Raw genomic sequence first — 22,178 nt, 5'->3', positions numbered from 1 at the left:
GTGCGGGCCCGCTGACCACCGCGATTCCGCCGAACGACACGTAGGTTGCGACCAGCGGCACGCGGCGTGACTCCCGTCACGTTCGCAGACTGGCCTTCAGGGCGGGCCACTCCTCGGCGGTCATCGAGTACACGACGGTGTCGCGCAGGGTGCCGTCGGGTCTGACGCGGTGCACCCGGAGCACGCCCTCGCGGGTCGCGCCGAGGCGTTCGATGGCGCGTTGGGAGCGCTCGTTGCGCAGGTCGGTGTGCCAGCCGACGCGGAGCGCGTCGAGGTCCTCGAACGCGCGCCGGAGGAGCAGGAACTTGGCGTTGGTGTTGAGCGCGGTGCGCTGCCAGCGCGTGCCGATCCACGTGTGGCCGATGTAGAGGCCGCGGTTGCGCGGGTCGATCTCGTAGTACGACGTCGTGCCCGCGACCTCGCCCGTGCGCGGGTCGATCTGGGCCCACGCGACGCGGTCCGGGTCGGCGAGGCTGCGCTCGATGTACTCGCGGGTCTCGTCGACGGTGGCCGGCTGGCGGGTGCTGAGCCACGTCCAGATCTCGGGGTCCTTGCCTGCCTCGTGCAGGCCCTCGGCGTGCTCCGGGCCGAGCGGTTCCAGGCGCACGTGGTCGCCGATGAGCACAGGGCGGTCGTACCAGTTCACACCTCGACGATAAATCCGTCAGTGGCCGCTTTGCACGGCCATTTTCGATCAGTTTCAGATGGCCACTTACCGGCGGGTAGTGTGCTGCGGCGTGACCGATCCGCTTGCCCCGCTGCTGGACCTGCCCGGTGTGGCCGACGCCGTCGCCGCGGCGCGTGACGCCGTGTTCCAGGTGCACCGGCACCGGGTGAACCTGCGCGGCTGGGCGACCACCGCGGCCGAGGCGTCCGTGCGCGCCGCCCGCGCGTCGGCGGCGCTGGACGGCGGCTCGACCGCCATCCCGCCGGACGGCGCCGTGTCGGACCCCGTGCTGGCGGGGGCGTTGCGGGTGGCGGAGTCGCTGGGGGTGGTGTTCCCGACGTGGCAGCGCGCGCCGTTGCAGGCGTTGGCGCGGCTGCACGTGCTGGCGGGCGCGGACCTGGGCGGCGAACTGGGCCGTCCCCGTTCCGCGCCGGGCGTGTCCGAGCGCCTGGACCTGCTGGCCCGACTGGTCGCCGGCGGCACGTCGGTCCCCGGCCCGCTGCTGGTCGCGGTGGTGCACGGCGAGCTGATGTCCCTGGCCCCGTTCGACACGGCCAACGGCGTGGTGGCGCGGGCGGCGTCCCGGTTGGCGTCCATCGCGACGGGCCTGGACCCGAAGTCGCTGGGCGTGCCGGAGGTCCTGTGCCTGCGCCGGCAGGACGACTACGCCGCCGCCCTGCACGGCTTCTCCACCGGCGACCCGGACGGCGTCGCCCGCTGGATCCTGTTCTGGTGCGAAGCGCTCCAGTCCGGCGCCCGCGAAGCCCGCTCCATCGCCGACGCCGCCGCCACGTAGGAGGTCGCGGACGCGGGCAAAGGAAAACCCGGCCCACGAGGGACCGGGCGGGTATGGGACCAGGCTAGCCGGTGGTCGTCGGCTTATCAAACGGGCCGGCGCGACGTCACCAGCCCGGTGGTCGGGTGTAGCGGCCGGCCGGGTCGGGGAGCTGGTGGTCGGTGTAGTCGTCCGGGCCCAGGGTGCGCCACCAGTGGTTGCCGGTGCCCAGACCGCTGCCCGCGTTCGTGGACAGGGCCCCTGCCGTGTAGCCCCCGCCGGGGTTCACCACGCCCACGGGCACCCGGTTCCACGCCTCGTGGACGGGCAGCCGGAGGTCGCTGTCGTTGCTGATCACGATGACCGCGTCCACCGCGGCCGTGAGGACGTCGACCAGGAGGTGCGCGGCCACGTTGACGTCCGAGCCCTTCTCCTCGAACGTCGCCACCGAGGCCATGAACAAGGCGTCGGCGACCGGCGCGCCACCGCTCTGGACCATGATCGGCCACGCCGGGGCGACCGGCACCGGGTGATGCCTGCCCTTCCCGCTGCCGCCCTTCTCCACGGCCAGCGGTCGATGTGGTCCACGCTGCCCGACGCGAGCAGCGCCTTGAGGTAGACGTCCTGGTCCTGCGAGCCGGACGCGTTGTGGGCGGCGCTGATCCGCGCGGTGCAGTACACGATCCGGGCGGGTCGGGCCGAGGGCCAGTCGGTCGCCTTCTCGGCCAACAGCGTCCCGACGAGCCCTCGGATGTCCAACCACCGCCACCCGGCCGTGCCGCGGCCGCAGTGCTTGCGCCCTCCGTAGTACAGGTTGTAACCGTCCACGTACACACCGACACGCATCCGGCAATGTTAGGGACCCTCGGTTTCCGTGCCGACGACCCCCGGACCGGCCGACCGTCACGGGGTCAGAGGAGTTCCTTCAGGGTGGTGGCGGCGCGGTCGGCGTCGTCGAAGGTGTTGTAGAGCGGGGCGAAGCCGAAGCGCAGGACGTCCGGCGGGCGGTGGTCGCCGATCACCCGGCGCTCGATCAGCCCGGCCATGAGCCGGGCGGCGTCGGGGTGGCGCAGGGAGACCTGGTGGCCGCGCCACTCGTCGGCCGGGGTGATCACCTCGATGCCCGGCAGGCCCTCCACGAGCGACCGGAAGTGGGCGGTCAGGGCCAGGCCCTTCGCGCGCACGTCCCTGAGGTCCACGTGGTCCCACACGTCGAGGGCGGCGTCCAGCGCGAGCATCGAGATGATGTCCGGCGTGCCCACCCGCGCACGGGAGACGCCCGGGTCCGGCGTGTACTCCGACGCCATCGCGAACGGCGCCTCGTGGCCCGTCCACCCGGTCAGCGGCTGCTCGAACCCCGCCTGCGCGGCCTTCGGCACGTAGAGGAACGCGGGCGACCCCGGCCCGCCGTTGAGGAACTTGTACGTGCACCCCACGGCGAGGTCGACGCCCAGCGCGTCCAGCTCGATCGGCAGCACGCCCGCGCTGTGGCACAGGTCCCACACCACCTTCGCGCCCACCGCGTGCGCCTGCCGGGTCAGCTCCGCCATGTCCAGCAGCCGGCCCGTCCGGTAGTCGACGTGGTTCAGCAGCACGACCGCCGTCGTGTCCCGCAGGTCCAGCTCCTCGGGCGGGGCCGGGCGCAGCGCCAACCCGGTCAGCTCGGCCACCGACCGCGCGATGTACCCGTCGGTCGGGAACGTCCCCGCGTCCACGACGATCTCCGACCGGTCGGTGTTGCGCACCGCCGCCATCAACGCCTTGAACAGGTTCACGCTGGTCGAGTCCGCGACGACGACCTGCCCCGGACCGGCCCCGACGAGCCGGCCGATGCGGTCGCCGATCCGTTCCGGAGCCTCCCACCAGCCCTCCGACCAGCTGCGGATGAGCCGCCGGCCCCACTGCTCGCGCACCACGTGCCCGACCCGTTCGGCGACGCCCTTCGGCGGCGCGCCCAGCGAGTTGCCGTCGAGGTACACGACGTCGTCGTCGAGGTCGAACAGGTCACGGGTGTGTGCCAACGGGTCGTTCACACGTGGCTCCTGGCGGTCCACAGCTCGGGGAAGACGGAGCGCCGCGTGCGCTTCTCCAGCCACGCGACGCCCGCCGAACCGCCGGTGCCGGCCTTCGCGCCCATCGACCGGCGCGTGGCGAGCAGGTGGTCGTAGCGCCAGCGGGCGAACTCCTCGGCGATGTCGGTCAGCGCCTCGCCCAGTTCGAGCAGGTCACGCGACCCGTCGCGGTAGATGCCCGCCCACACGGCCTCCACCTCGGCGTTCGGCTCGTAGGGTTCGCTGACGTCGCGGCGGAGCACGTCCTCGGGGATCGGCAGGCCCTGCCGGTGCAGGGCGGCGAGCACGTCGTCGTACAGGCTCGGCTCGTGCAGCAGCGCTTCGAGCGCCTCGTGCTGCCGCGGCACGGCGCGGTGCGGCACGAGCATCGACCGGGACTTCTCGCCGAGCAGGAACTCCACCTCGCGGTAGCGGCCCGACTGGAAGCCGGAGCCCTCGCCCAGGGCGTCGCGGAACGAGTTGAACTCGGCGGGCGTCATCCGGGCGATCGGCCGCCACGCCGCGTTGAGCGCCTGCATGTGCAGGTCGCTGCGGCGCAGCGTGCGGACCGCCGCCCGCAGGTCGTCGGCGCGCAGCTCGGACTGGGCCTGCCGCCACTCGAAGCACAGCAGGCCGAAGTACAGCTCCATGACCTGCGTGATCACCAGGAACGACATCTCACGCGGGTCCTTGGACCACTGCTGTTGCAGCGAGTGCAGCACGGAGGCGTGCACGTAGTCCTCGTAGGGCGTCGTGCCGCCGAAGTCGAGTTTGGGTGAGACGGGGCAAGTCATGTCTTCCATGATGACCGCGCATCCGGGTTGGTTGAATGGGCAACGGATGGGGATCGAGGGAAAAGTCTTATGACCGGAAAGCGTTCAGGCGAGTAGCTTTGCGGTCGTGAGCACCGATCTCGACGGCGTGGACTGGGCCCTGCTGGAGGCCCTGCAGGAGGACGCGCGGCTGTCGTACAACGAGCTGGCCCGGCGCGTGCACGTCTCCCCGCCGACGGTCGCGCAACGCGTGCGGCGGCTGGAGAACGCGGGCGTCATCACGGGCTACCGCGCCACCGTGGACCCGACGGCGGTGGGACGGCCGGTGATCGCGCTGGTGCGGATGAAGTGCTACGGGCCGCGGTGCATCACGGTGCACCCCGAGCTGCTCGACGACTGCCCCGAGGTGGTGGAGGTGGTGCGGCTGACCGGCGACATCTGCTCGGTGGTCAAGGTCGTGACCACGTCGATCAGCGAGCTGGAGCGGCTGCTGGTGCGGCTGGGCGGCTACGGCGAGACGTCCAGCGCGATGGTGCTGTCGACGCCTATCCCGTGGCGCCCGGTGCGAGCTGGCTGAGCGCCAGCCGGACGTGCCCCTGCGTGCGTTCCAACGCCTCGGCGGCGCGTGCCGCGGGCACGCCGGCCAGCAGGTGCACCAGGGCCACCTTGAGGTCGCCGCCCGAGTCGGCCAGCGCGGACGTGCACTCCTTCTCGCCCAGGCCCGTCGCCTCGCGCAGGATGCGCACCGTGCGGCCGCGCAGCTTGGCGTTGGTGGCGCGCATCGACACCATCAGGTTCGAGTAGGTGCGGCCGAGCCGGACCATCACGGCGGTCGAGAACGACGTCAGCACCAGCTTCTGCGAGGTGCCCGCCTTCATCCGGGTGGACCCCGCGATCGCCTCCGGGCCGGTGTCGACCGCGATCAGCACGTCCACCTCGACCGGCGCGGGCGCGGTCGGGTTGTTGGACACCAGCACGGTGTGCGCGCCCAGGGCGCGCGCTTCCTCCAGCGCGGCCACCACGAACGGCGTGCGGCCGGACGCCGTGACGCCGACCACCAGGTCTCCCGCGGCCGCGTGCCTGCGGATCTCGGCGGCGCCGTCGGACGCCTGGTCCTCGACGTCCTCGACCGCGTTCACCAGGGCGTCCCGGCCGCCCGCGTGGTGGGCCAGGAACCAGTCCGGCGGGGCGTTGAACGTCGGCACCAGCTCGGCCGCGTCGAGCGTGGCCAACCGGCCCGACGTGCCCGCGCCGACGTAGTGCACGCGACCGCCAGCGTTCAGCGCGCCGACGGCCAGGTCCGCGGCCCGCGCCAGCTCGGGCAGCACGGCGGCCACCGCGTCGGGGACCAGGCGGTCCTCGGAGTTGATCAGGCGGAGGACGTCCAGCGTGGGGAGCCGGTCGATGTCCGCCGTCCGCGGGTTGCGCGCCTCGGTGGGCGAGTCCACGCGGACCGCGACGTCGTGCCGCGGCGGCGTCATTTACCGGACTCCCGGCGTCGCCTGCCGTCCGGCCGGGCGCCGAGGCGGTGCCCCGACACCGCGTCGTACGTCGCCTCCAGGGCCGTCTTGGCGCTGTCCACGTGCCGCTGGGCGACCCCGATGAACAGGCAGTCGATCACGGTGAGCTGCGCGATCCGGCTGGCCATCGCGCCGGAGCGGAACGTCGTCTCGCGCGCCGCCGTGGTGAGCACGTGGTCGGCCACCTCGCTGATCGGCGACCGGGGGAAGTTCGTGAGCGCCACCGTGGTCGCGCCGTGGTCCTTGGCGACCCGCAGCGCCTCGACGGTCTCCGCGGTGGACCCGGTGTGCGAGATGCCGACCGCGACGTCCGCGCCGGTCAGCACGGCGGCCGAGGTGAGCGCGATGTGCGTGTCGTTCCAGGCGAAGCAGGTGCGCCCGATCCGGTGCAGCTTCTGCTGGAGGTCGAACGCGACGAACGCGCTCGCCCCGAACCCGTAGACGTCCACCCGGCCCGCGCCCGCGACCGCCTCGACCACCGCTTCCAGCGTCTCCACGTTCAGCTGCTCGGCGGTCTCCTCGACCGCCCGCGCGTCCGCGAACGCCACCTTGCCCACGACCTGCCGCAGGTCGTCGCCGGGGCCGATGTCGCCGCCCAGGTCGCGGTCGGTGCGCATGGACGTGCGGGCCGTGTCGGCGGCCAGCGCTATGCGCAGCTCCGGGTAGCCCCCGACGCCGATCGCCTTGCAGAACCGGGTCACCGTGGTCTCGCTGGTGCCCGCGGCCTCGGCGACCTCGGTGATGCTGCGGTGCGCGACGGTCGCCGGGTTGTCCAGCACGACCTTGGCGACCCGCTGCTCGGCGCGGGCCAGGCCCGGCAGCAGCGAACGGATCTTGACCAGGGGGCTGGAATCGGCGGTGCTCTCGGTGGACACGTGGGAAACTTACTAACCGCCAAAACCAAGGTCAACGCAGGGTGGGTGTAACTCACCCCAACCGTGACCCAATGTCCCCGCTTGGCGGGGTCCGGCGGCCCCCGTTGTCACTAACGGTCCGCGGTCCGCCACCCTTCGGGTCGCAAGCCCTCCGGTTCGCGCTCGGCGTCGAGCGCGACGCCCCGGTGGTCGCTCACCCGCACGGCGTCCACGTACACGCCGCGACCGCCGTAACCCGTGCCCCGGACGAAGCGCCAGCGGAACCGCGCCGCCGACTCCGTCTCGATGTCCACGTTCCGCCAACGCCGGTCCCCGTACCCGGTCAGCGCCCCGACCTCGCGCCAGGCGGACCCGTCGGCGGTGGCCTCGACCACCACCCGGTCGCCGGGGTCGAGGTCGACGAACGCCCGGAACGACAACCTCTGCCGCTCGCCGCGGCGCGGGAGGTCGCGCGTGGTCAACGTGCCGCCGTTGACCTCGGGCGTCCACGCGTCGCCGTGCCGGGGCCGGACCGCAAGCGCTTGCGCCAGGCCGTTGGCGGCCACGCGGCGGGCCGGGTTGATCGAGCCCCAGTTGCGGCTCGGGTGCACCCGGTTGGTCAGCAGGATCGCGATCGACCGCGACAGGGGGTCCAGCACCAGCGTGGTGCCCGTGTAGCCGGTGTGCCCGGCGGCCCTCGGCGACGTCAGCGCGCCCATGTACCAGCGCTGGTCCAGCTCGAAGCCCAGGCCGTGGGAGTTGCCGGGGAAGCCCTGGTTGAAGTCGGTGAGCATCAGCTCCACCGTCTCCTCGCGCAGGATCCGGGCGCCCGCGTGCGCGCCGCCGTTGAGGATGGCCTGGCCCAGCACGGCGAGGTCGCGCGCGGTGGAGAACACGCCCGCGTGGCCCGCGACGCCGCCCAGCGACCAGGCGTTCTCGTCGTGCACGCTGCCGCGGATGATGCCCCGGCCCGCCTGGTACTCGGTCGCCGCGATCCGGTCGAGCTTGGCGGCCGGCGGGTTGTAGCCGGTGTCCACCAGGCCCAGCGGGCGCGTGATGTCGTCGCGGACCAGCTCGTCCAGCGGCTTGCCCGACCACTTCTCGGCCAGCAGCCCGAGGGTGATCAGGTTGAGGTCCGAGTACAGGTACGTGGCGCCGGGCGGACTGCTCGGCCTGGTGTCCATCACGGCCTTGAGCCGGGAGGGGACGTCCGGGTACTGCGACCACAGCGGCAGCCACGCGACCAGGCCGGACGTGTGGGTGAGCAGCTGCCGGACGGTGATCGACTCCTTGCCGTTGACGCCGAACTCCGGCAGGTGCCGGGCGACCGGGTCGTCCAGCCCGAACCGGCCCAGCTCGTGCTGGCGCATCACCACGATCGAGGTGAACAGCTTGGAGATCGACGCCAGGTCGAAGATCGTGTCGCGGGTCATCGGCACCCGCTGGTCCTCGGGCAGTTCGGTGCCGGCGGCGTCCCCGTAGCGGACCGCCCAGCCCGTCGGCTCGTGCGTGACCACGACGCCGTCGTGGGCGAACAGCGTGACGGCGCCCGCGAACAGCGGGTGGCCCGTCGCGTCGGGCGCGGTGTAGCGCTCGATCTGCGCCAGCGCGGCGTCCAGCGGAGCCGGGTCGAGTCCCACGCGCTGCGGGGTACCCGTTCGCAGCACGCTGCTCGACCAGCCCTCGTGCGGCTGGTCGAAGCGGGCCTCGCGGCCCTCGGCGTGCGCCGGCAGGGCGGCGGCGGTGAGCACGGCGGTCGCGATCAGCAGGGCGGGGGTGCGCATCGCTGTCTCCCTCTACCGGTAGCGCAGGTACGGCCGGCGGGTGCGGTCGAACGCGGCCAGCTCGTCGGACCAGGCGCCGACCACCTCGTCGGTGCCCGCGCCCGCGTCGACCATGCGGCGCAGGCGGTCGGAGCCGCTGAGCTTGTCGATGTAGTGGTCCGGCCGCCACGCGAAGACGTCGGGGTAGCGGGCCTTCGCGGTGACGATCATCGCGACCGCCGTGCGGGGCGCGTCGAAGCGGTGCGGGTCGGTGAGGTGCAGGGCCACCCCGCCGCACAGCTTGTTGGCGAACTTGTTGAACGTGGGCGTGAAGTAGGTCTCGCGGAACAGCACGCCGGGCAGCCCCAGCGCGTTGAGGTCCTCGGCCCACCGCCAGTCCAGGCCCGGCGCGCCGATCGTCTCGAACGGGCGGGTGGTGCCGCGACCCTCGGAGAACACGAGCCCCTCGAACAGGCACGTGCCGGGGTAGACCAGCGCGGTGTCGTGCGTGGGCACGTTCGGGCTGGGCGGGATCCACGGCAGGCCGGAGTGCAGGTCGTCCCGCTTCCAGCCCTGCACGTCGACCACGTCGAGGCTCGCGAGCCGGCCGCCGTCGGTCGGCAGGAACTCGCCGTCGAACAGGCGCGCCAGCTCGCCGATCGTCATGCCGTGCTGCTGCGCGATCGGCTTGCGGCCGACGAACGTCGCGTACGCGGGGTCGAGCTGCGGGCCGCGGGCCGTGCCGCCGACCGGGTTGGGCCGGTCGAGCACGACGAACCGCGTGCCGGTCTTCGCGGCGGCCTGCATGACCGCGTACATGGTCCAGATGTAGGTGTAGAAGCGCGCGCCGATGTCGGCGATGTCGAACACGAGCGTGTCGACGCCCGACTTGGCGATCATCCCGGCGATCTTCTCGACGCTCGCGCCGTAGGTGTCGTAGACCGGGATGCCGGTGCGCGGGTCGAGGTAGTCGCCCTCCGAGCCGCCCGCCTGCGCCGTGCCGCGGAAGCCGTGCTCGGGGCCGAACGCGGCCAGCGGTCGCAGCCCGGCGGCCACCATCGAGTCGACGATGTGGGTCTGGTCGCGCAGCGCGCCGGTCGGGTTGGTGACCACGCCGACCCGGTCGCCCGCGAAGCGCCGCCAGCCGTCCCGGGCGAGCTGCTCCGCGCCGGTCCGCACGGGCCGGGGGCGGTCCGGGACCTCGGCCGCGCCGGGCGGGTCGAGCGCGGTGAGCGCGGGCACGGCGAGCGCGCCGGCGGCGAGGAAGTGCCTGCGGTCCATGTCGTCACCAGCCGATGCCGTGGCCGAAGGGGTAGGGGGTCGGGCCGGGCACCTCGACCGGCAGCCGGCCGGTCGGCGCGACCTCGCCGGTGATCACCCGGGCCAGCGCCGCCATCGACACCGCGCTGTAGGAGTAGGTGGCCAGCCAGGTCGGCGCGGCCGTGTGGGCCACGTCGTACGGGTTCTGCACGGCGACCGCGACGACCGGTTTGCCGGTGGCCAGCAGGCTCGTCAGCAGGGTCTGCTGCGCGGGTTGCCGGGACAGCGCGTTGGTCAGCACGACGACCACGTCCGCGGCGCCCGCGGCCTGGACGGCGGCCGTGACCTGGGCCTGGGTCGGGGTGGCGCCGGTGGGCAGCGCGGTGCCGCCGAGGTGGCCCGCGAGGGTGCGGGTCGTCGTCTCGCCCCAGCCCGTGACCAGCGCGGCGGTCGGCTTGGCGGGCAGCGGCAGGACGCCCGCGTCGTTGCGGACGGCGGTGACGGTCCGCTCGGTGATCCGCCGGGCGGCGTCGAGGTGCTCGGCCGGCCCGACCGCCGAGTCGACCTTGTCCACGTCCACGAGCGGGCCGGTGAGCATGCCGCGCAGGAACTTCATCCGCAGCACCCGCAGCACGCTGCGGTCGATGCGCTCCTCGCTCAGCTCGCCGCTGCGCACGGCCGCCAGGACGCTGTCCACGGCCAGGCCCAGGTCCACCGGCATCAGCAGCTGGTCGACGCCCGCCTTGAGGGCCAGCACGGGGATCTCGGCGTCGCTGTGCAGCTGCCGCACACCGGCCATGGCCAGCGAGTCGGTGATCACCACGCCGTCGTAGCCGAGGGTGCGGCGGAGCAGGTCGAGGGCGGGCTTGGACAGCGTGGCCGGTTCACCCGACGGGTCGATCCTCGGCATCTGGATGTGCGCGGTCATGATCGAGTCGACGCCCGCGGCGATGGCCGCGCGGAACGGTGGCGCGTCCACCGCGCTCCACTCCGCCTCGGTGCGGTCGACCTTGGGCAGCGTGGTGTGGCTGTCCTGGTCGGTGTCGCCGTGGCCGGGGAAGTGCTTGGCGGTCGCGCTCACGGTGTGCTTGGCCAGTGCCCGCCCCTGGTAGCCGCGCACCTGCGCGGCGGTCAGCTCGGCCGCCAGGGCCGGGTCGCCGGAGTAGGAGCGCACCCCGATGACCGGGTTGGCCGGGTTGGAGTTCACGTCCGCGTCCGGCGCGAAGTTCTGGGTGATGCCCATGGCGCGCAGCTCGCGGGCGGTGATGCGGGCGGCCTGCTCGGCGTCGGCGGCGCTGCGGCCCGCGCCCAGGGCCATGTTGCCGGGGAACTGGGTGGCGGGCGGGCCGATGCGGGTGACGATGCCCATCTCCTGGTCGGTGGCGATGGCCAGCGGGATGCGGCTCGCCCGTTGCAGGCCGTTGGAGAGGGTGGCGATCTGGCGCGGCGTGTCGATGTTGTCGTAGCTCGAGTTGTTGAAGTAGATGACGCCGCCGGGCTGGAACTTCGCGACCACCTCGGCCGGGGTGGCCACGCCGAAGTCGCGCAGGTTGCCGGGGTGCGCCTCGTCCGGCGACTGGCCGTGGACGTAGGTGACGAAGAGCTGCCCGACCTTCTGCTCCAGCGGCATGCCCCGCACCAGCGCGGTGAGGTGCCGCGCCTGGTCGGGGGCGGCGGGCGCCGGTGGTGTCACTGCGGAAGCCGCGGCCACGGCGACGGCGACGAGCGGACGGAGCACTGCGGCCTCCCCACTGGGAATCTCCCACCACTGCGTGGTGCGTTTGGCAAGTTACCCACGTCACAGAGGTGGGTCAACGGGTTGCGCTGCGTGGCCATTGTGGGGAGGGGCACCGACAAAACCCGAGGTTTGGCGAGTCACCCGTTCGGGCACATGTTCGGCGAGTCGCGCTTTCGGGCAGGAGGCAGGCACACAAAGACGGTGGGACCCCTCGTGGAGGGGTCCCACCGTCGTCAGCGCGGGCTTTCGAGTTACCAAGCGTGCAACTCGTGTCGTACCGACCTGGCCTCGGCGTCCGGCGTCCCGGTACGCAGGCCCTAGACGACAAGCCTCCCGCGGCGTGCTGCGCGTGGGTGTCTCGAAGTCCGCGCGCGGAGCTCTGTCGGGGTGGACGAGGCTTCTCCTCCGCTTCGCCCCTGGCCGACCCGAAGTCCGCACTTCCTTTGTAGTAGGTGTCCGCCGTCACAGCAAGGGCTCGATGGGGTGCACCGGTCAAGCGACGTTCAGTAGCGGAAAGGCTTTCGTGGCAGCGGTTTCCGGCCGTTCGCGACCCCGGTACCGCCGACCGGGCGCAGGCTCCGGGTGAATCAGCTCCGGCGGCGCCTGCGCAGGCCGTACCAGGCCACGCCGGCCGCCGTCGCCGCGCCCAGCCCGATCGCGGTGACGGCGACCGCCGCGCCCGACGGGCGGGGGATGCGGGCGCGCAGCGACACCGGGTCGGAGAACGTGAGCACCGGCCAGCCGCGTTGGGCGGCGACCCGGCGCAGCGCGCGGTCCGGGTTGACCGCGGTGGGGTGGCCGACGGCCTCCAGCAGCGGCAGGTCGGTGATGGAGTCGGAGTAGGCGAAGCACCGGCTCAGGTCGTAGTCGTGCTGCTCGGCGAGCTGCTTGACGGCGATGGCCTTGTTCTCGCCCGCGCAGTAGAAGTCGACCTCGCCGGAGTAGCGCCCCTCGGCGACGACCATCCGGGTGCCCACGCTGTGCGTCGCGCCGACCATGGTGGAGATGGGCGCGACCAGCTCCTCGCCCGAAGCGGACACCACGACCACGTCGTGGCCCTCGCCCTTGTGGTCGCTGATGAGCTGCGTGGCCTCCTTGTAGACGAGGGGGTCGACGATGTCGTGGAGCGTCTCCTCCACGATCGAGCGCACCTGCTCGACGTCCCACCCCTCGCAGAGCGCGGTGATGTGCGAGCGCATCCGGTCCATCTGGTCGGCGTCCGCGCCGGCCAGCATGAAGACGAACTGCGCGTAGGCGCTCTTGAGCACCGCACGCCGGTTGATCAGGCCCTCTTGGAAGAACGGCCGGCTGAACGCCAGCGTGCTCGACTTGGCGATGACGGTCTTGTCCAGGTCGAAGAACGCGGCGACTCGACTGCCGGCGGTGGCGTGCTCGGTCACCGGTCAAGCTTAGGCGGGGCGGGTGCGACGGGCCGCCGGCAGAGGTTCGGCGGTTTACGAATCAGGTGTGCGGTCCGTCGAATTTTCGCGTCCCTCTAACGGAAGACACGCATGACCCTGTCCCGTGGGGATACAGTAGACGGGTCCGGCTCGACCGGACGGGTTCAGTCCGACCCCCCGGGACTGAACCAATGACGACCCCCGTCCCTCCCCCCTGGCGGGGGTCGTCCCATGTCCGGGGTCGGTTCCGCGGGTGTCCCGCGCTGGACCTCCGCCGGCTCGCGGCTCCCCTTGCATCACCGCCCGATCTTCCGTCGCGCCACCCGTGGCGGCGGTCGGGCGCGCCGCCGTGACGCCTCGGGTTGTCCACAGGCCGTCCGGTTGTCCACATGTTGATCATGCGTCGTTGTGTCCTTCCTCACCGCCGGCCACCGTGGAACCCGCACACCCACAGCGAAAAGGGGAGGTCGGGATGAGGCGGCCGGTGGCCTTGGTGGCCGACGGGGGACTGGTGGACGAGGTGCTGCACGCGGCGGCGGTCGCGGGCTGCGAGCTGGAGCGCGTGGTCGACGTGACGGCGTTGCGCGGTCGGTGGCACAGCGCGTCGGCGGTGCTGCTGGACGAGGGCGCGGTGCTCGCCTGCGAGGCGGCCGGGTTCCCGCGCAGACCGGGTGTCCACGTCGTCGGCGCCGGGCCGCCGGGCGCGGAGGTGTGGCGGCGCGCGCTGGCGCTGGGCGCGGAGCAGGTGCTGGAGCTGCCCGCCGACCACGACCGGTTGCGGGCGGTGCTCGCCGACGCCGCCGAGGGCGTGCCCGGGGGCGCGGGGAAGGTGCTGGCGGTCCTGGGCGCGCGGGGCGGCGCGGGCGCGTCGGTGCTGGCGGTGGCGGTGGGGCAGGCCGTGCTGGCCGCCGGCGGGCACGGGTTGCTGGTGGACTGCGACCCGTTGGGCGGCGGCCTCGACCTGACGTTGGGCGCGGAGCGGCAGGAAGGGCTGCGGTGGCCCACGCTGCGGCTGACCGGGGGCCGGGTGCCGGCCTCGGCCCTGCGTTCGGCGCTGCCGGGTCGTTCCGGTCGGCGGGGCGCGCTGACCGTGCTGTCCTGCGGCCGGACGGGACCGGGTCCCGAGCCGGAGGCCGTGGTGGCGGTGGTCGAGGCGGGCAGGCGGGCCGGGGACACGGTCGTGTGCGACGTGCCGCGGCAGCTGACCGCCGCGGGCTGTGCCGCCCTCGACCGGAGCGACCTGGCGGTGCTCGTGGTGCCGGCGGACGTGAAGGCGTGCATGGCGGCGAAGCCGTTGGTCGAGCGGACGGCCGAGCGCGGGGTGCGGCTGAAGGCGGTGGTGCGCGGCCCGGCTCCCGGCGGGCTGACCACGGCCCAGGTGGTGGAGGCGATCGGCGTGCCGCTGCTGACCGCCATGCGCCCCGAACCGAGGCTGGCGCGGGCGCTGGACAACGGCCGGTTCCCGCGCGCCACGCGGGGTCCGCTGGCGAAGGCGGCGCGGGAAGTCCTGGCGGCACTCCATGCGCACTGAACTCCTTGCGGCACACCGTGACCCGTCCTCGCCGTTTGCGATGTCCGTGCGCACGGTGGCCGGTGAAGCCGTGCCCTGTGGCGGCTCGTGGGTGTCGGTCGTTCCTCGTCGGACACTCCGGTCGCCGAGTGGCGTCGGCGTGTTCGCCCGGCGCTGCCGCCTCACGCGCTCGTGCCTCAGGAAGGTGCTTGCTCGGCGGGGCCTTGCGCGGCCGGCACGTCACCGGGTCGCGGCGGTGTTCGGAGCCGCGCTGCGGTGCCGGTGGTGCTGCCGTTCCCGACGCCTGCCGCGGTCGCCCGTGCCAACCGGCGGGTGGGGCGGCTTGCGGTCCGGCGCGGAGTCCGGCGTGTTGGGGCGGCAATCCGGCGCTTCCCGTTGTCCGGTGGTTCTCCGCCTGTGCGCGGTGGCGGCTGTCGGTTCGTCGGCACCACCGCCGGTTCTTCCTTCCTGCCTGTTCCACCTCCTCCCGGCCGATCGGAGGGCGGCGTGATGAATTGCGAGCGCGGGCCCGGCCTGGCGCGTCATCCCGGGTACCGGCCGCGGCCGGTGTTCCGGACCTGTCGTCCCGTGGCGCTCTCCGAGGTCGTGCTCGGCGAGCTGGCGGCGGCGCTGTCGCACGGCAGCCGTGCCGTCGAGTCGGGGCCGGCCGCGCGCGGTCGGGGGTTGTGGGAGGGGGCCGGTCGTGAACGATCTCGTTGAGCGGGTGCGGCAGCGGTTGGCCGGTGGGCACGGCGAGTTGACGCCCGCGGCCGTCGCGGCGGCCGTGCGCGGCGAGGCCGGCGGGGTGCTGGGCGACGAGGACGTCCGGCGGGCGCTCGCGGTGCTGCGGCAGGAGTTCGTCGGAGCCGGGCCGCTCGAACCGCTGCTGCGGGATCCCGGCACGACCGACGTGCTGGTCACCCGACCGGACGAGGTGTGGGTCGACGGGGTGGGCGGGTTGCGGCGCACGGAGGTCGCCTTCCCCGACGAAGCGGCGGTGCGCCGGCTCGCGCAACGGCTCGCGGTCGCGGCGGGGCGGCGGTTGGACGACGCCGCGCCCTACGTCGACGGGTGGCTGCCCCATTCGGTGCGGCTGCACGCGGTGTTGCCGCCGATCTCGCCGTTCACCTGCCTGTCGTTGCGCGTCCTGCGCCCGGCGGTGCACGACCTGGCGACGTTGCGGGCCTGCGGCACGTTCGACGACCTGGCGGCCGACCTCCTCCGCGCGATCGTGGCGGCCCGCCAGGCGTTCCTGGTCGTCGGCGGCACGGGCTCGGGCAAGACGACGCTCCTCGCGGCCCTGTTGGGCTGCGTGCCGCACCACGAGCGGGTGGTGTGCGTGGAGGACGCGGGCGAGTTGCAGCCCGACCACCCGCAGGTCGTGCGGCTGCTGGCCCGCGGCCCGAACGTCGAGGGCGCGGGCGAGGTGACCCTGCGCGACCTCGTCCGGCAGGCGTTGCGGATGCGGCCGGACCGCATCGTGGTCGGGGAGGTCCGGGGCGCGGAGGTGTGCGAGTTGCTGTCGTCGCTCAACACCGGGCACGACGGCGGGGCGGGGACGCTGCACGCCAACTCGCCCGCCGAGGTCCCGGCCCGGTTGGAGGCGCTGGCCGCGCTCGGCGGCCTCGACCGGCACGCCCTGCACAGCCAACTCGCGGCGGCGGTGAAGGTCGTGGTGCACGTGCGCCGCGCCGCAGACGGGAGCCGGCACCTCGCCGAGATCGGCGTGCTGCACCGGCGGTCCGGCGACCTGGCCGTGCGCCCCGCCTGGCGACGTGACGGCGGTTGGCAGGAGGCCGGCCCGGCGCTCAAGTCGCTGGTGGGGTGGTCATGAGCCTCCTGTTGCTGGCCGCCGCACTGCTGGTGCTGCCCTCCGGGCGGGCGCGGCGACGCATCGCCGGGCCCCGTGGGCACCGGTGGCGACGGTTGGCGCCGAACCGGGCGCTCGTCGTCCTGGCGGGCGCGGTCCTCGGGCTGCCGGTGGGAGTCGGTGGGGTGGTGGCGGGTGCCCTGCTGGCGGCGACGGTGTGGCGGACGTGGCGGGAGACGGCGCGTCAACGGGACCACCTCGCGGCGTCCGTCGCGCTCGCCGACGGGGTGAAGGCGTTCGTCGCGGAGTTGCGCGCGGGCGCGCACCCGGCCAAGGCCGCGCTCGGCGCGGCGCACGACGCGCGGCCGCCGGCGAGCGACGTGCTGCACGTGATCGCGGCGACGTCGGCCCGCGGCGGCGACGTGGAAGCGGCGCTCGCCGACGTGCCGGACGCCCACCACCTCGCGCGGGCGTGGCGGCTCTCGGCGGTGCACGGCGTGCCGTTGGCCGACGTGCTGGACGCGGTCCGCCGCGACCTCGACCGGCGCGGCGCGTTCGCGCGGCAGGTCCACGCCCGCATGGCCGGTCCGCGGGCGGGCGCCGCGGTGCTGGCCGGGCTGCCGCTGTTCGGCGTGGTGCTCGGGGAACTGGGCGGCGCGGGCCCGCTGGCGGTCCTGGTCGGGACCGCCCCGGGCCAGGTGCTGCTGGTCGTCGGGGTGGTCCTGATCTGCGCCGGGCTGCGCTGGAGCGGTCGGCTGACCAGGCAGGTGATCGCATGAGCCTGGTGCTGCTCGCCCTGGCGATCGTCACGTTCCCGACGCCGTCGAGGGCCGCGTCGCGCCTGAGACCCGTGCGGGTGCGCAAACCACAGCCGAAGGCCAGACCACCGGACCCGTTCGCCGCGGCCGCCGCGTGGGACCTGCTGGCCGCCGCGCTGCGGGCGGGTCTGCCGGTGGCCGCGGCGGTGCGCGCGGTCCTGCCCGGCGTCCCGCCAGGACCGGCCGAACGCCTCCGCGAGGTGGTCGAGCTGCTCACCCTCGGGGCGGATCCGGTGCACGCCTGGGCGGGGGCCCTCGCCCACCCGGACACCGCGCCGCTGGCCAGGGCGGCCCGCCGGACGGCCCGGTCGGGCGCGGCCCTGGCCGCGGCGGCGGCGGACCTGGCGGCGGAGGCGCGGGCGGCGGTGTCCGACCAGGCCGAGGCCCGCGCGCAACGGGCCGCGGTGCTCGTGGCGGGACCGCTGGCGCTGTGCTTCCTGCCCGCGTTCCTGTGCCTGGGCGTCGTGCCGGTGGTGATCGGGATCGTCGGCAGCGTGACCCACAACCTGTGAATGTCCACAATGGAGGAATAGGGAATGTTCGCTGTCAAGCGGGAAGTGTTGGGCGACCGTGGCATGTCCACTGTGGAGTACGCGATCGGCACCCTCGCGGCGGCCGCTTTCGCGCTGCTCCTGTACTCGCTGCTGAGGGGCGACTGGGTCCTGGAACTGCTGCAGGACCTGCTCCGGCGGGCGTTCGTGGTGGACACGTGATGCGTGACGACCGGGGCGGGGTGACGGTCGAGGCGGCGGTGGCGGTGTGCGGGCTGGTGGCGGTCCTGGCGCTCGGGCTCGCCGCGGTGATGGCCGTCGTGGGGCAGCTCCGGTGCACGGACGCGGCCCGCGAGGCGGCGCGCCTGGTGGCGCGGGGCGACGACGCGCGGGTCGAGGGGGTGGTCGAGGCGATCGCGCCGGGCGGGGCTCGGTGGTCGATCCGGAGGGAGGGCGACACGGCTTCGGTGGAGGTGAGCGTCTCGCGGCTGGGCGTCGAGCTGCGGGCCCACGCCTACGCCGTGCTGGAACCGGGGGTGGCCGGCGGCTGACCGGGCACGCCCCGCCCCCGCTCTTCCGCCGCTTCACCCGCGCCGCTTTCCCAAGCCGCTTCACCCGCGCCGCTGCGCACCGGCGGCGAGGCCGATGGCGGAGGCGGGCGAGCACCGGCCGGATCACGTCCGGGTGATCCGGGGTGGTGTCGATCGGAAAGGAGGCGGCGGACGGCTGGCTGCGGGCGGGCGACCGGTGGCGGGAGGGAGGTGGCGGGCGGACGCGGAAAGGCCGGCTGGCGGGGGATTGGTGGCAGGCGGAAGGCGGCTGGCCGCGGTAGGGGCGGCCCGCGCGTGACAGGTGGTGGAAGGAGGTGGCCGGCGGATGACCGGTGGCGGGAGCGGGGTGGGCGGTCGATGACCGGGATCGGTGATGCTCGGGGCGAGGGTGGTCCGGTGGGCGAACGGTGGTGGGCGTCCGGGCGGCGGTGGTTCGCGGCGGGTCGTGGGCCGGCGTGGTCGGAGAGGCGGTGGTGGCGGCTCCGGGCGTGGCTCCGGCGGCTGTGGTGGTGGCCAGGGCGGTGGCGGGGGAAGCGGTGGTGGGTGGTCGGTGATCAGGGGTCGGCGTCGGTTGTGGCGGTGGTGGTGGCGGCGATCTGGTTCGGGGTCGTCGTGGTCGGTGTGCGGGTCGGTGAGGTGGTCGTGACCAGGCACCGGCTGGGTGCGGCGGCCGACCTGGGCGCGCTCGCGGCGGCCGGGTGGCTGTCCGCCGGGGTCGCCCCGGCGTGCGGGCGGGCCGAGTGGGTCGTCGAACGGATGGGCGGTCGCCTGACCGGCTGCCGGGTGGAGGGCGGGGAGGTGGACGTGACCGTGTCGGGTGAGCCCGCGGTGTTCGGCGCGCCCAGCGCACGCGCCCGGGCAGGTCCGGCCGAACCGCGACCGCCGCCCGCCGCGACGAACGGTCGTCCGCCGGCGGTGAGCGGACTCACAGAACCGCACATCCGCGGCTTCGAGGCGCAGCGGTGGCTGCCGCGTGGTTCTGCCGCACGCCCCCGCCCGCTTCGCTCGCCGTGCCACAACGACCAGTTGTCGAAAGGCGGTTACCAAAACCGCCGGTCATGGCGTTAGTTCAAGTGGTGGCACCGACACGGTGTCGAACAACACGCGACACGGTGTCGTGGAGCGCGACGCAGGAGGCGAACGGAAGATGGAGTGGTCGGATAGCTGGCGCGGGGCCTTCCGCATCGAGCTGCGCGCAGAGGCGGTCAACCTCGCGTGGCACGGGTGGCCTGTGCTGCCGGGCACCTATCCGGCGGGCGAGCGGTGGGCCGGCCGCGACGGCGTCGAGGACACCGGGCCGGTCCCGGTGCACGACGACTGGCAGGAGCGCATCGGCACGAAGGCGGAGCGGGTCGCCACCTGGTGGGCGGGCCACTCCTACAGCATCCTGCTGGCCACCGGGCACGGTGTGGACGCCGTCGAGGTGGACGCCGACCTCGGCCGCCGCGCCGCGGTGGCGCTGCGCGCCACCAACGTGCCCGTCCCGATCGTGGCGACGCCGCAGGGCCGCTGGCTGTTCCTGGTCGCCTCCGGCGGCGCGCCGGTGACCGACCCGGGCGTCCGGCACTACGGCCGGGGCGAGTACGTCCCGCTCCCGCCGAGCCCCGAGCAGGTCGGCGTCGTGCACTGGCGGGTCAAGCCGCAGATCTGCGCGTGGCAGCTGCCGCACGTGGACGTGGTGCGCGACGCGCTGCTCCAGGCCGCCGACGTCACCGCCGAACCCGCCCCCGACTACGGCCTGGTCGCCGCCGACCGGTCGTGACCGACCCGGCCGTGCCGGACGTCGTGGTGTCTCTCCCCGACCACCCCGAGCACGACGTCCAGCACGGCCACCCCGCCCGCCTTGTCCAGCGGATCGTTGCCGTTCCCGCACTTGGGCGACTGCACGCAGGACGGGCACCCGGCCGGACACGCGCAAGCCGCGATGGCCTCCCTAGTAGCGACCAACCACGGGACTACCGCGTCGAACCCGCGGTCGGCGAACCCGGCTCCACCGGGATGACCGTCGTGCACGAACACCGTCGCCTCCCCGGTGTCCTGGTGCAGCGCGGTCGAGACTCCGCCGATGTCCCACCGGTCACAGGTCGCGAAGAGCGGTAGCAGGCCGATCGCCGCGTGTTCGGCGGCGTGCAGTGCGCCGGGGACGCGCGCCGGGACCAGCCCGGCGCCCCCCGGCGCACTGCCCAGCAGCTCCGCCGACACCGTGTACCAGACCGCCCGCGTCACCAGCGTCTGCGCGGGCAGCGACAGCGGCACCGAGTCGATCACCCGGCCGGACGGCAGCTTGCGCAGGTAGCCGACGACCTGCGAGGTCACCTCGACCTCGCCCAGGTACACCCCGACCCCGTCGTACTCGCGCTTCTCCAGCACCCGCACCACCGAGATGTCCTTGGTGTCCCGGGCGGTGGTGGACCACTCCGGCCGCTCGGCGTGCACCAGCGCGAGGCCGCTGTCCAGGTCCAGCTCGTCCACCACGTACGACTCGCCCTGGTGCAGGTACACCGCGCCGGAGTGCACCTGCCGGCCCGCCGAGCCGTGGTCGACCGTGCCGAGCATCCGCCCCGAGTCCGCCTCCACCACCACGACCTGCTCGCCGCCGCCCCCGCGGATGTCCACCTCCGCGTGCGGCCGGTCGTGCGCGGTCCAGTACCAGCCGTTGGGCCGCCGCCGCAGCACCCGCCGCGCCGCCATGTCCTCCACCACGGCCAACGCCGCCTCGCCGCCGAACGCGTCCAGCGACTCGGGCGTCAGCGGCAGCTCGGCCGCGGCGCACGCGAGCTGCGGCTCCAGCACGTACGGGTTCGTCGGGTCGAGCACGGTCGCCTCGACCGGCTTGTCCAGCACCGCCGCCGGGTGGTGCACGAGGTAGGTGTCCAACGGGTCGTCGCGCGCCACGAACACCACCAGGGCGTCGGAGTCCCCGGTCCGCCCCGCCCGCCCGGCCTGCTGCCAGAACGACGCGAGCGTGCCCGGGAAACCGGCCACCACCACGGCGTCCAGCCCGACGATGTCGACGCCCAGCTCCAACGCGTTCGTCGTCGCCACGCCCAGCAGCTCGCCCGACGAGACCGCCCGCTCCAACGCCCGCCGCTCCTCCGGCAGGTACCCGCCGCGGTAGGCGGCCACCCGCTCCGCCAGCGCCGGGTCGACCTCCGCCAGCACCCGCCGCGCGGCCAGCGCGGTCAGCTCCGCGCCCACCCGCGACCGCACGAACGCCAACGACCGCGCGCCCTCCACCACCAGGTCGGCCAGGATCCGCGCCGTCTCCGCGCCCGCCGACCGGCGCACCGGCGCGCCGTTCTCGCCCTCCAGGTCGTCCAGCAGCGGCGGCTCCCACAGGGCCACCGTCCGGCCGGCGCGCGGCGACCCGTCCTCGGTCACCGCCACGCACGGCGCGCCCACCAGCGCCGACGCCGACGCCGCCGGGTCCGCCACCGTCGCCGACGCCAGCACGAACACCGGGTCCGCGCCGTACCGCTGCGCGACCCGCCGCAGCCGGCGCAACAACAACGCCACGTGCGAGCCGAAAACACCCCGGTACGTGTGGCATTCGTCGACCACCACGTACGACAGCCGGCGCAGGAACCGGATCCACCGGGCGTGGTTGGGCAGCACACCGCGGTGCAGCATGTCGGGGTTGCTGAACACCCAGTTGGCGTGCGCGCGCACCCAATCGCGTTCCGCCATCGGGGTGTCGCCGTCGAACGACGCGGCGCGCACCCCCGACACGCCCAAAGCGCTCACCGATCTCAACTGGTCCGCGCCCAACGCCTTCGTAGGCGACAGGTACAGAGCTGTTGCCTTCGGATCAACCGTCAACGCGCTCAGCACCGGCAATTGGTACGCGAGCGATTTGCCCGAAGCGGTGCCCGTCGCCACGACCACGTGTGATCCCGACCACGCCGCCGACGCCGCCTCGGCCTGGTGCCGCCACGGCCGCTCGACACCCCGCTCCACCAGCGCGGACACGACCGCGTCCGGCGCCCAGGACGGCCACGGGACGGGCTGCGCGGGCCGCGGCGGCTGCTCTTCGGTGTGCGTCAACGGCGATTCGCCCGCCGGCACCCCGGCCAGGACGCGATCCAGCAAACGACGCCCGTGGTTCGCCACGGGGCGCAGCTTCGCACACCCGACCGGCATCGCGGAGGCCGCCGAACAGGGATACGACGCAGCCTGGGCGGATAACGGTGTGTGCAC

The 22,178-nt window shown here is 74.0% G+C and carries 21 protein-coding genes and 1 pseudogene; 11 read left to right on the top strand and 11 right to left on the bottom strand.

The genetic code is table 11. The features are described from left to right. Positions 1–76: 76 nt before the first annotated feature. The gene (locus ACWEFJ_RS12245) at positions 77–646 is read right to left on the bottom strand and encodes a GNAT family N-acetyltransferase (protein WP_449713789.1); all 570 of its coding nucleotides are present in this window, start codon (positions 644–646) and stop codon (positions 77–79) included. A gap of 91 nt (positions 647–737) precedes the next feature. Here ACWEFJ_RS12245 and ACWEFJ_RS12240 point away from each other — a divergent pair, with 91 nt between their 5' ends. Further along, positions 738–1,463, top strand: a complete 726-nt coding sequence (locus tag ACWEFJ_RS12240) for a Fic family protein (protein WP_378082812.1) — start codon at positions 738–740, stop codon at positions 1,461–1,463. Between the two features lie 106 nt (positions 1,464–1,569). Here ACWEFJ_RS12240 and ACWEFJ_RS12235 read toward each other — a convergent pair whose 3' ends face one another. From ACWEFJ_RS12235 to ACWEFJ_RS12225, 3 genes are all read right to left on the bottom strand, one after another. Beyond that, complete coding sequence (locus ACWEFJ_RS12235) at positions 1,570–2,007, bottom strand: hypothetical protein (protein ID WP_449713788.1); 438 nt, start codon at positions 2,005–2,007, stop codon at positions 1,570–1,572. A 346-nt stretch (positions 2,008–2,353) separates the two neighbouring features. Beyond that, the gene (kynU, locus tag ACWEFJ_RS12230; protein WP_449713787.1) at positions 2,354–3,475 is read right to left on the bottom strand and encodes a kynureninase; all 1,122 of its coding nucleotides are present in this window, start codon (positions 3,473–3,475) and stop codon (positions 2,354–2,356) included. Then, positions 3,472–4,287, bottom strand: coding sequence for a tryptophan 2,3-dioxygenase (locus ACWEFJ_RS12225; RefSeq protein ID WP_378082808.1), 816 nt, complete (start codon positions 4,285–4,287; stop codon positions 3,472–3,474). The genes kynU and ACWEFJ_RS12225 overlap by 4 nt, the downstream gene beginning before the upstream one ends. A 91-nt stretch (positions 4,288–4,378) precedes the next feature. On the opposite strand from ACWEFJ_RS12225, the pseudogene ACWEFJ_RS12220 reads away from it, so the two are divergent. Together ACWEFJ_RS12220 and ACWEFJ_RS12215 are read left to right on the top strand one after the other, a co-directional pair. Then, positions 4,379–4,552, top strand: a pseudogene (locus ACWEFJ_RS12220) (Lrp/AsnC family transcriptional regulator); the annotation flags it as partial. Between the two features lie 57 nt (positions 4,553–4,609). Next, a complete protein-coding gene (locus tag ACWEFJ_RS12215; RefSeq protein ID WP_449713836.1) occupies positions 4,610–4,843 on the top strand; it encodes an Lrp/AsnC ligand binding domain-containing protein in 234 nt (77 codons plus the stop codon). On the opposite strand, the gene murQ is transcribed toward ACWEFJ_RS12215, so the two are convergent. The 6 genes from murQ to ACWEFJ_RS12185 all read right to left on the bottom strand — a co-directional run bounded on the left by murQ (position 4,812) and on the right by ACWEFJ_RS12185 (position 12,801). Next, on the bottom strand, positions 4,812–5,747 hold the full coding sequence (gene murQ / locus ACWEFJ_RS12210) for an N-acetylmuramic acid 6-phosphate etherase (protein ID WP_378082805.1): 936 nt from the start codon (positions 5,745–5,747) through the stop codon (positions 4,812–4,814). The two genes, ACWEFJ_RS12215 and murQ, sit on opposite strands and share 32 nt — an antisense overlap. After that, complete coding sequence (locus ACWEFJ_RS12205; protein WP_378082802.1) at positions 5,744–6,661, bottom strand: MurR/RpiR family transcriptional regulator; 918 nt, start codon at positions 6,659–6,661, stop codon at positions 5,744–5,746. Before ACWEFJ_RS12205 ends, murQ begins: the two co-directional genes overlap by 4 nt. A gap of 110 nt (positions 6,662–6,771) precedes the next feature. Continuing rightward, complete coding sequence (locus ACWEFJ_RS12200) at positions 6,772–8,424, bottom strand: serine hydrolase domain-containing protein (protein ID WP_449713786.1); 1,653 nt, start codon at positions 8,422–8,424, stop codon at positions 6,772–6,774. 12 nt (positions 8,425–8,436) lie between these two features. After that, entirely contained in the window at positions 8,437–9,684 is a 1,248-nt protein-coding gene (locus tag ACWEFJ_RS12195; protein ID WP_449713785.1) for an exo-beta-N-acetylmuramidase NamZ family protein, read from the bottom strand. 4 nt (positions 9,685–9,688) lie between these two features. Then, positions 9,689–11,401, bottom strand: a complete 1,713-nt coding sequence (locus ACWEFJ_RS12190) for a glycoside hydrolase family 3 N-terminal domain-containing protein (protein WP_449713784.1) — start codon at positions 11,399–11,401, stop codon at positions 9,689–9,691. A gap of 587 nt (positions 11,402–11,988) precedes the next feature. Continuing rightward, positions 11,989–12,801 (bottom strand): HAD-IB family hydrolase, encoded by an 813-nt coding sequence (locus ACWEFJ_RS12185; RefSeq protein ID WP_378082795.1) that lies wholly within the window; start codon positions 12,799–12,801, stop codon positions 11,989–11,991. Positions 12,802–13,273: 472 nt separating this feature from the next. Here ACWEFJ_RS12185 and ssd point away from each other — a divergent pair, with 472 nt between their 5' ends. From ssd to ACWEFJ_RS12145, 8 genes are all read left to right on the top strand, one after another. After that, the gene (ssd, locus tag ACWEFJ_RS12180) at positions 13,274–14,332 is read left to right on the top strand and encodes a septum site-determining protein Ssd (RefSeq protein ID WP_449713783.1); all 1,059 of its coding nucleotides are present in this window, start codon (positions 13,274–13,276) and stop codon (positions 14,330–14,332) included. Between the two features lie 682 nt (positions 14,333–15,014). After that, complete coding sequence (locus tag ACWEFJ_RS12175; protein WP_378082791.1) at positions 15,015–16,145, top strand: TadA family conjugal transfer-associated ATPase; 1,131 nt, start codon at positions 15,015–15,017, stop codon at positions 16,143–16,145. Next, on the top strand, positions 16,142–16,900 hold the full coding sequence (locus ACWEFJ_RS12170) for a type II secretion system F family protein (RefSeq protein ID WP_449713782.1): 759 nt from the start codon (positions 16,142–16,144) through the stop codon (positions 16,898–16,900). Before ACWEFJ_RS12175 ends, ACWEFJ_RS12170 begins: the two co-directional genes overlap by 4 nt. Beyond that, positions 16,897–17,451 (top strand): type II secretion system F family protein, encoded by a 555-nt coding sequence (locus ACWEFJ_RS12165; protein WP_449713781.1) that lies wholly within the window; start codon positions 16,897–16,899, stop codon positions 17,449–17,451. The genes ACWEFJ_RS12170 and ACWEFJ_RS12165 overlap by 4 nt, the downstream gene beginning before the upstream one ends. A 63-nt stretch (positions 17,452–17,514) precedes the next feature. Continuing rightward, positions 17,515–17,652: a DUF4244 domain-containing protein gene (locus ACWEFJ_RS12160; protein WP_449713780.1), complete on the top strand. Its 138-nt coding sequence runs from the start codon at positions 17,515–17,517 to the stop codon at positions 17,650–17,652. Then, on the top strand, positions 17,652–17,981 hold the full coding sequence (locus ACWEFJ_RS12155) for a TadE family type IV pilus minor pilin (RefSeq protein WP_378082784.1): 330 nt from the start codon (positions 17,652–17,654) through the stop codon (positions 17,979–17,981). The genes ACWEFJ_RS12160 and ACWEFJ_RS12155 overlap by 1 nt, the downstream gene beginning before the upstream one ends. A gap of 357 nt (positions 17,982–18,338) precedes the next feature. Beyond that, a complete protein-coding gene (locus ACWEFJ_RS12150) occupies positions 18,339–19,049 on the top strand; it encodes an Rv3654c family TadE-like protein (protein ID WP_449713779.1) in 711 nt (236 codons plus the stop codon). Between the two features lie 79 nt (positions 19,050–19,128). Continuing rightward, positions 19,129–19,743 carry a bifunctional DNA primase/polymerase gene (locus ACWEFJ_RS12145; RefSeq protein ID WP_378082781.1) on the top strand — a complete coding sequence of 205 codons (615 nt, stop codon included), beginning with the start codon at positions 19,129–19,131 and terminating at the stop codon, positions 19,741–19,743. Here ACWEFJ_RS12145 and ACWEFJ_RS12140 read toward each other — a convergent pair. Continuing rightward, positions 19,713–22,121 carry a DEAD/DEAH box helicase gene (locus ACWEFJ_RS12140; protein WP_449713778.1) on the bottom strand — a complete coding sequence of 803 codons (2,409 nt, stop codon included), beginning with the start codon at positions 22,119–22,121 and terminating at the stop codon, positions 19,713–19,715. The two genes, ACWEFJ_RS12145 and ACWEFJ_RS12140, sit on opposite strands and share 31 nt — an antisense overlap. Positions 22,122–22,178: the final 57 nt, after the last annotated feature.

Source organism: Actinosynnema sp. NPDC004786, assembly GCF_053601135.1.
This window is presented reverse-complemented; position numbering and strand designations above follow the sequence as displayed.

What these genes read in the sequence shown, in the direction of transcription:
- ACWEFJ_RS12225 (WP_378082808.1), bottom strand. Translation starts at nt 4,287, where the DNA reads ATGACTTGCCCCGTCTCACCCAAACTCGACTTCGGCGGCACGACGCCC.
- ACWEFJ_RS12215 (WP_449713836.1), top strand. Translation starts at nt 4,610, where the DNA reads ATGAAGTGCTACGGGCCGCGGTGCATCACGGTGCACCCCGAGCTGCTC.
- murQ (WP_378082805.1), bottom strand. Translation starts at nt 5,747, where the DNA reads ATGACGCCGCCGCGGCACGACGTCGCGGTCCGCGTGGACTCGCCCACC.
- ACWEFJ_RS12200 (WP_449713786.1), bottom strand. Translation starts at nt 8,424, where the DNA reads ATGCGCACCCCCGCCCTGCTGATCGCGACCGCCGTGCTCACCGCCGCC.
- ACWEFJ_RS12195 (WP_449713785.1), bottom strand. Translation starts at nt 9,684, where the DNA reads ATGGACCGCAGGCACTTCCTCGCCGCCGGCGCGCTCGCCGTGCCCGCG.
- ssd (WP_449713783.1), top strand. Translation starts at nt 13,274, where the DNA reads ATGAGGCGGCCGGTGGCCTTGGTGGCCGACGGGGGACTGGTGGACGAG.
- ACWEFJ_RS12170 (WP_449713782.1), top strand. Translation starts at nt 16,142, where the DNA reads ATGAGCCTCCTGTTGCTGGCCGCCGCACTGCTGGTGCTGCCCTCCGGG.
- ACWEFJ_RS12165 (WP_449713781.1), top strand. Translation starts at nt 16,897, where the DNA reads ATGAGCCTGGTGCTGCTCGCCCTGGCGATCGTCACGTTCCCGACGCCG.
- ACWEFJ_RS12160 (WP_449713780.1), top strand. Translation starts at nt 17,515, where the DNA reads ATGTCCACTGTGGAGTACGCGATCGGCACCCTCGCGGCGGCCGCTTTC.
- ACWEFJ_RS12155 (WP_378082784.1), top strand. Translation starts at nt 17,652, where the DNA reads ATGCGTGACGACCGGGGCGGGGTGACGGTCGAGGCGGCGGTGGCGGTG.
- ACWEFJ_RS12150 (WP_449713779.1), top strand. Translation starts at nt 18,339, where the DNA reads ATGACCGGGATCGGTGATGCTCGGGGCGAGGGTGGTCCGGTGGGCGAA.
- ACWEFJ_RS12145 (WP_378082781.1), top strand. Translation starts at nt 19,129, where the DNA reads ATGGAGTGGTCGGATAGCTGGCGCGGGGCCTTCCGCATCGAGCTGCGC.
- ACWEFJ_RS12140 (WP_449713778.1), bottom strand. Translation starts at nt 22,121, where the DNA reads ATGCCGGTCGGGTGTGCGAAGCTGCGCCCCGTGGCGAACCACGGGCGT.